At 64.5% G+C, this 7,534-nt stretch carries 5 protein-coding genes; 1 reads left to right on the plus strand and 4 read right to left on the minus strand.

From position 1 onward, the window contains the following. Window positions 1–110 precede the first annotated feature (110 nt). The 4 genes from infB to rimP all read right to left on the minus strand — a co-directional run bounded on the left by infB (window position 111) and on the right by rimP (window position 5,945). Window positions 111–2,714: a translation initiation factor IF-2 gene (gene infB / locus E8A46_RS26695; protein ID WP_291567576.1), complete on the minus strand. Its 2,604-nt coding sequence runs from the start codon at window positions 2,712–2,714 to the stop codon at window positions 111–113. 19 nt (window positions 2,715–2,733) lie between these two features. Next, complete coding sequence (locus E8A46_RS26700) at window positions 2,734–3,459, minus strand: RNA-binding protein (RefSeq protein WP_291567577.1); 726 nt, start codon at window positions 3,457–3,459, stop codon at window positions 2,734–2,736. A 100-nt stretch (window positions 3,460–3,559) separates the two neighbouring features. Next, the gene (nusA, locus tag E8A46_RS26705; RefSeq protein WP_291567579.1) at window positions 3,560–5,173 is read right to left on the minus strand and encodes a transcription termination factor NusA; all 1,614 of its coding nucleotides are present in this window, start codon (window positions 5,171–5,173) and stop codon (window positions 3,560–3,562) included. A 4-nt stretch (window positions 5,174–5,177) separates the two neighbouring features. Next, window positions 5,178–5,945: a ribosome maturation factor RimP gene (gene rimP / locus E8A46_RS26710; protein WP_291567581.1), complete on the minus strand. Its 768-nt coding sequence runs from the start codon at window positions 5,943–5,945 to the stop codon at window positions 5,178–5,180. A 379-nt stretch (window positions 5,946–6,324) separates the two neighbouring features. Between rimP and E8A46_RS26715 the strand changes: the two genes are divergently transcribed. After that, window positions 6,325–7,404, plus strand: a complete 1,080-nt coding sequence (locus E8A46_RS26715; protein WP_291567583.1) for a DUF2336 domain-containing protein — start codon at window positions 6,325–6,327, stop codon at window positions 7,402–7,404. Window positions 7,405–7,534: the final 130 nt, after the last annotated feature.

Raw genomic sequence — 7,534 nt, forward strand, 5'->3', positions numbered from 1 at the left:
CACCGACGTTTTTGTCGTTTGAATTAGCCAGGACGCGGATGGCCGGAACGAATCCGGCCATGACGCCGCAGTTTCAATTGCAAAATCAGCGCGCTTTGTAAGGTTCGAACTTACAGCGAGCGCTGGATCGTCTCCACGCGATAACACTCGATGATGTCGCCGGCCCGCATGTCGCCGTAATTCTCGAACGCCATGCCGCACTCCTGGCCGGACTGCACTTCCTTCACTTCATCCTTGAAGCGTTTCAGCGTCGACAGCTTGCCTTCATGCACGACCACATTGTCGCGAATCAGGCGGACATTGGCGCCGCGTTCCACCGACCCGTCGGTGACGCGGCAGCCCGCGACCTTGCCGACCTTGGAAATGTTGAACACTTCCAGGATCAGGGCATTGCCCAGCATGGTCTCGCGCAGCGTCGGCGCGAGCAGACCGGACATCGCCTTTTTCACGTCATCCACCAGATCGTAGATGATGTTGTAGTAGCGGATTTCGATGCCGTTGCGCTTGGCGGCAGCGGCGGCTTCCTTGTGGGCACGAACGTTGAACCCGATGATGGCGGCGTTGAAGCCTTCCGCCAGCGTTACGTCGGATTCGCTGATGCCGCCGACGCCCGCATGCAGGATGCGCGCGGCGACTTCGTCGGTGCCAAGCTTGTCGAGCGAGCCGAGAATGGCTTCCAGCGAGCCCTGCACGTCGGCCTTGATGATCAGCGGGAAGTCCTTGCGGCCCGAGGTCTTGAGCTGCGACATCATCTGTTCGAGCGAGCCGCGCATGCCGGAAATGCTGGCGGCGGCATTCTCGCGCTTCTGATGGGCGCGGTAGCTCGTCACCTGGCGGGCGCGGGCCTCGCTGTCGACCACGGCAAGACGGTCGCCGGCCTCCGGCGGGCCGTTGAAGCCAAGAACCTCGACCGGCACCGAAGGTCCGGCCTCGTCGATGGTCACGCCCTGATCGTTGATAAGCGCGCGGACGCGGCCCATCTCGGCGCCGGCGACGATAATGTCCCCGACCCGCAAGGTGCCACGTTGCACCAGCACGGTTGCGACCGGACCGCGACCGCGATCAAGCTTGGCTTCGATCACGGTGCCTTCGGCGGGACGGGACGGATTGGTCTTGAGGTCGAGCAATTCGGCCTGCAGCGCGATCATCTCGAGCAGTTTGTCGAGATTGGTCTTGTTCTTGGCGGATACCTCAACGTCGACGACGTCGCCGCCCAGCGATTCGACCTGAACCTCGTGCTGCAGCAGCTCGGTACGCACCCGCTCGGGCTTCGCGTCGGGCTTGTCGATCTTGTTGATGGCGACGATCATCGGCACCTTCGCCGCCTTGGCGTGATTGATCGCTTCGACGGTCTGCGGCATGACGCCGTCATCGGCCGCCACCACCAGCACCACGATGTCGGTCACCTTGGCGCCGCGCGCGCGCATCGCGGTAAACGCGGCGTGGCCCGGCGTGTCGATGAAGGTGATCTTCTTGCCGCTTTCCGGCGAGGTCACCTGATAGGCGCCGATATGCTGGGTGATGCCGCCGGCCTCGCCGGAGACCACATTGGCGTGGCGCAGCGCATCGAGCAGCGAGGTCTTGCCGTGGTCGACATGGCCCATCACCGTCACCACGGGTGAACGCGGCTCGGTATCGGTGGAATCGTCGACGATGTCGAACAGGCCTTCCTCGACATCGGACGCGGCCACGCGCTTGACGGTGTGACCCATTTCCTCGGCGATCAGCTGCGCGGTGTCGGCGTCGATCACGTCGGTGATCTTGTACATCGCGCCCTGCTTCATCAGCAGTCTGATGACGTCGACGGCGCGCTCCGACATGCGGTTGGCGAGTTCCTGGATATTGATGGCTTCCGGGATGATGACCTCGCGAACCAGCTTTTCCTTCGGCTCGTTCGACTGATGGCCCTTGAGCCGTTGGGTGCGGCGGCGGAACGACGCGATCGAGCGCTCGCGCACGTCGTCGGCGTTGAGCGCGGTGACCAGCGTCAGGCGGCCGCGCTGCTTGGCCGGCGCCGGCTTGGCGGTTGTTTTCGGGGGGACTGCGGGACGGGCAACGCCGCCCGGGCCACGACGGATCTGGCGCGGACCTTCATCCTCGTCGGTGATGTCGGCGGCGATTCCCGGGGCTCGCGCGACGGGCACCGCGGGGCGGGCCGCGGTTGCGGCCTTGGCTTCGGCCTCGCCGAAACGCTTCTTGGCTTCGAGTTCGGCCTTGCGCTTGGCTTCCTCGTCCTGACGGTGACGCTCTTCTTCGGCCTTGCGGCGGGCCTCGGCGGCTTCGCGCTCGGCCTGCTCGATGCCTTCCTTGCTGTTGCGCCGCTTGGCTTCTGCTTCGGCCAGGCGCCGTTCTTCGACATCGCGGACCTTCGCGTCGGCAAGCGCACTGGCGCGCGCACTGCGTTCGTCCTCGGTCAGGGTGCGGAGCACGACGCCGGAATTGCTGCGCGGCGGAGCCGCAGGCGGCGCGGCACGGGCGATCGGCGCCTTGGCCGGCGCTGCCGCCTTGGCGACCGCAGGCTCCGGCGCATGGGTTTCGGCCGCGGGGGCGTCGCCGCCGACCCGACGCTTGCCGCGCTTTTCGACCACGACCTGCTTGGTCCGGCCGTGGCTGAAGCTCTGGCGAACGGTGCCCGTCTCGACGCGCGGCTTGAGCGTCAAGGTCTTGGTCGGGACACTGAGCGTCTTGTCGCCAGGAGTTTTCGTATCAACCATTCAGCAATCCTAATCTTCTTTAAGTCGTGCGTGTCCGCACAGTCTGTATTGGCGAATTCCTGGCCGCATGGCCGGCGGTTCTGTCGTCATCCGCCATCCGGTATCGGACCAGGACATGGCTGCGCGACAGGAACGTCTTGCTCGCCGGGCCCGCGAGCAGGGCTGCATGTATCACATTTGACCGGCCAAGTGCCAAATCCAATTGTTCCGAGGTCAGCGGCGCGATTACCGGAATTTCGGGGAATTCTACGCCATTTCCGGCATTTTGCCTGACCATGGCGTCCAATTTGCGGATTCCGTCCGCCGCGCCGTCGGAAGCATGGATCAGGGCTCTGATCGGGGCCTGCACCTGCCGCCGTTCCAGGGCGTCCGCGACCTTGCCGAAGCCGGATACAACCTGACCCGCCTTGGCGGCCATCGCGAGGGCCTCGGTCACGAAACGTACCAGCAGGGCTTCGGTGTCGGCGGCGAGCGTTGGCGCCACCCGCACCTCGCGCTTGAACCCCTTGCCAAATTGGTGTCGCCGGACGGCTTCCGCAACCGCATGGTGCGAGGCTGAAACCCACAGGCCCCGACCCGGCAGCTTGCGTTTCAGATCCGCCACCACCTCGCCGGACGGCGCGACCACAAACCGGATCAGGTCGCCGATCGGCCGCACCTCGCGCGTGACCGCGCACATCCGCATCGTCGTGGACCTGTCGGTCCGCGGTCCGTTGTCGAGATCGGGGTCAGCGAAAGCAAGCATTCAGGCGACATCGCTCCATTCATTTGCGCGTTACGGCCGCGCAAGGCCAGTATCCACCCCCGGATCGGGTCCGGGGGCGGGCATTTGCGCAACACGCGCGTTAAGCCGGCTGGCCTTCGGCGGCCTCGGGCTCCTCGGTCTTCTTGACAAGATCGGCTTGCGTGATCCAGCCGGCGATGACGCGCGCCTGCATGATCATGTTCTCGGCGTCGTCGCGCGAGATTTCGTTGGCGTCGAGGATGCCGGGGTGCTTGGTCGGCTCGCCGCCTTCCTTGCGCTCGGTCCAGCCGATCAGGTCGTCGGTGGCGCAACCGGCCAGATCCTCGACCGTCTTGATGTCGTTCTCGCCGAATTTGACCAGCATTTTCGAGGTCACGCCGGGCACCGTCTTCAATGCATCGTCCACACCGAGCTCCTTACGCTTGTTTTCGAGCTCGCTTTCGAGCTGTTCCAGATATTCCTTGGCGCGATTCTGCAACTCGTTGGCCGTTTCGTCGTCAAAGCCTTCGATGCCGGCCAATTCCCTGACGTCGACCAGCGCCAGCTCCTCCACCGACGTGAAGCCCTCCGACGCCAGCAACTGGCCGACCACCTCGTCGACATTGAGCGCTTCCATGAACACCCGCGTGGAGTTCTCGAAATCGGCCTGGCGCCGTTCGGATTCCTCCTGTTCGGTCAGGATGTCGATGTCCCAGCCGGTCAGCTGCGAGGCGAGGCGGACGTTCTGCCCGCGCCGGCCGATCGCCAGCGACAGCTGGTTATTGGTGTCGGGCACCACGACCTCGATCCGCTCGCGTTCCTCGTCGATCACGACCTTGGCGACTTCGGCGGGGGCCAGCGCATTGACGACAAAGGTCGCAATATCGGGTGACCACGGAATGATGTCGATCTTTTCGCCCTGCAATTCGTTGACCACGGCCTGCACCCGCGATCCGCGCATGCCGACGCAGGCGCCGACCGGATCGACCGACGAATCCCTCGAGATAACGCCGATTTTCGCGCGCGACCCGGGGTCGCGGGCCACCGCCTTGATCTCGACGATGCCGTCATAGATTTCCGGCACTTCCTGCGCGAACAGTTTCGCCATGAATTGCGGATGGGTGCGGGAAAGGAAGATCTGGGGGCCGCGCGTTTCGCGGCGCACGTCGAAAATATAGGCGCGAACGCGGTCGCCGTTGCGGAACACTTCGCGCGGCAGCATTTCGTCGCGGCGTACGATGGCTTCGCCGCGGCCCAGATCGACGATGACGCTGCCATATTCGACGCGCTTGACGATGCCGTTGACGATGTCGCCGATGCGGTCCTTGAACTCCTGATATTGACGGTCGCGCTCGGCCTCGCGCACCTTCTGCACGATCACCTGCTTGGCCGACTGCGCGGCGATGCGGCCATATTCCAGCGGCGGCAGCGTGTCGGCGATGGTGTCGCCGACCTGCGCGCCGGGATTGGCGCGTTGGGCGTCGATCAGTGAAATCTGGTTGGCTGAATTCTCGACCTGGTCGACCACCAGCATGTGGCGCGACAGCCGCAGTTCGCCCTTCTTGGCGTCAATCTCGGCGTGGACGTCGGTCTCGCTGCCGTAGCGGGCCCGCGCCGCCTTGGCGATGGCGTCTTCCATCGCCGCGATCACGATGCCACGGTCGATCGATTTTTCGCGCGCAACCGCGTCCGCGATCTGCAGCAGTTCAAGTTTATTGGCGCTGACAGCTGCCATGGCTCTAGTCTCCTTCGGTGGGGTCGGTTTCGCCTCTTCGCAGTCGTTCTGCGGCGAGGCGGTGTTCCTTGGTATTCTTCGGGGCGTTCTTGGTTGGCTTCAATTTCGGCTTCGGTTTGTTGCTCTTCGCCGGGTCGCTTTTTTTCGCATGCGGCGGGGGTGGCGGTTCCAGCCCGAGATTCTGGCGCAACTCGCGCTCGGCGGCCTTGCCGCGACGCATCGATTCCGCGATCAGCTCGTCGGTCAGAACCAGTCTGGCGTCCGCGATATCCTCCATCACCAGCATCGCATCGGCATCTTCGCCCGTGCGTATGTCATCGCGATGTAAGCACACGGCGTCGCCCGCGACGTCTCCGAGCGTGCCGCGGAACCGCTTGCGGCCCTGATGGGCGACCGCCATCTCGATCTTCACCAGATGGCCGGCATAGCGTTCAAAATCGGAGCGGCGCACCAGCGGCCGGTCGATCCCGGGCGAGGAAATCTCCAGCCGATAGGCGCGGTCGATCGGATCGGCGACATCGAGCACCGGCGACAGCGCCTTCGAGATCGCCTCACAATCCTCGATCTGCATCGATCCGTCCGGCCGTTCCGCCATGATCTGGACCGTGCAGCCGGACTCGCCGGATATCTTGATCCGTACCAGCCGGTAACCCATTCCCTGCAACACCGGAGCGGCAACCGCCGACACCCGCGCCGCCGCGCCCGGCTCGACGACGAGGCGCGGCTCGGCAAGCAGATCGGCGTCTACGGAACCAGCAGTCGGATCGGTCATGTCCAGCGTCAAAATTTGCCTTTGGGCGGTCTTGCTTCGAGCGGTCTTGCTCGGAGGTCTGGCTTGCGTTGGGTTGCGCCGGGCCTAAAAGCCGGTCCGGCCGGTCTGCCCGAGCCGGCCCGGTGTCCCATGCGGCGGGCCGGTTCAGGTAATAAAAAAGAGCGGGTCCCGGGGGGCCCACTCTCAATACGCGATCGTATGAGAACCATAAGTTGCGGCTGATATAGCGGTTTTCCCCCGATCCGGCAAGGCCCGTGAGCCGCCGCCGTCGCGATTTTGCGCGGCTTTCGAGGGCTAGTCTTGAACCTAACCCTTCCTTCACCTGGTTAACCTAAATTGCCGGAAAAACCCGCCCCCGCGCCGGCTCTGAGTGTGTTTCATGTCCGTCGCTACGTCGTTGATCCCCGGGCTCGATGAGATCGTCAGACAGGGCGATCCCAAGCGCCTCGCCGAGGTGGCGGGCGGGATCGCCGGGCTGTTCCTGCAGGGGGCCGCGAACTTCGGATCCGATCACGTCGATCTGTTCGACCGCCTCCTCATCGATCTCGTTCCGCACACCGAGATTCCCGCCCGTGCCGATCTGGCCGAGCGATTGTCCGTTCTTGCCAACGCGCCCCGCGCATTGGTCGGGCAACTCGCGCGCGAGGACGAGATATCGATCGCGGGTCCCCTGCTGCGCCGATCGCCTGTCATCGATGAGGGCGCCTTGATCGAAATCGCGCGCAGCAAGGGCCAGGCTCATCTGCTGGCGATGTCGGAACGGCCGAAGCTTGCACCTGACCTTACCGACGTCATCCTGCGCCGTGGCGATCGCGATGTCGTCAGGCGCACGGCGGCGAATGCGGGGGCGCTTTTCTCCCAGGCCGGCTATTCCGCGCTGATCCAGCGCGCCGGCAAGGACGGCGTGCTGACGCTCGCGGTCGGCCAGCGCGACGATCTGTCGGACCAGCTTCTGAAGGAGCTTTTGGCGGGATCGATCGATGTCGTCCGCCGCCGCCTGTTCGACGTGGTCAAGCCCGGCAGGCAGGCGGCGATCGGCCGCGCGATGAGCCAGATTTCCGGCGGCGCCGGGCCGGTCGAGAGCCGCCGGGATTTTGCGCCGGCGCAACGCGCGATCATGGCGCTGCATCGCTCCGGGGGACTGAACGAATCCGCGCTGCTCGGCTTTGCCAGGAGCCACCACTACGAGGAATCGGTGGCCGCTTTATCGGCGATGTCGGGCGTGAATATCGCGACCCTCGACCGCCTGATCTCGGGCGACCGTCACGATCCCCTCCTGATCGTCGGCAAGGCTCTCGGGCTCGAATGGGCAACCGTGCGCGCCCTGATCCTGCTCCGGCTGGGTCCGGTGCGGGTGCCATCGCCAACGGATATCGAGAAGGTTCGATCGAACTTCATGCACCTGATGCCCTCGACGGCGGAGCGGGTGGTGGGGTTTTGGCGAACCCGCGTGACCTGAAGCCGTGATTGCAAGTCCAGCCGTCTAGAGCCTTTTCCGTTTCGATTGAATCGAAACGGGGCTCTAGATTCTTGATTTGACGCGTTTTCTTGACGCGAACCGGTCTCCACTTCGCTTGAAAACGCTTTAG

This window comes from Bradyrhizobium sp., assembly GCF_004799445.1.
Lineage (GTDB): Bacteria > Pseudomonadota > Alphaproteobacteria > Rhizobiales > Xanthobacteraceae > Bradyrhizobium.

Coding starts and splice junctions, on each gene's coding strand:
- infB (WP_291567576.1), bottom strand. CDS start 2,714: ATGGTTGATACGAAAACTCCTGGCGACAAGACGCTCAGTGTCCCGACC.
- E8A46_RS26700 (WP_291567577.1), bottom strand. CDS start 3,459: ATGCTTGCTTTCGCTGACCCCGATCTCGACAACGGACCGCGGACCGAC.
- nusA (WP_291567579.1), bottom strand. CDS start 5,173: ATGGCAGCTGTCAGCGCCAATAAACTTGAACTGCTGCAGATCGCGGAC.
- rimP (WP_291567581.1), bottom strand. CDS start 5,945: ATGACCGATCCGACTGCTGGTTCCGTAGACGCCGATCTGCTTGCCGAG.
- E8A46_RS26715 (WP_291567583.1), top strand. CDS start 6,325: ATGTCCGTCGCTACGTCGTTGATCCCCGGGCTCGATGAGATCGTCAGA.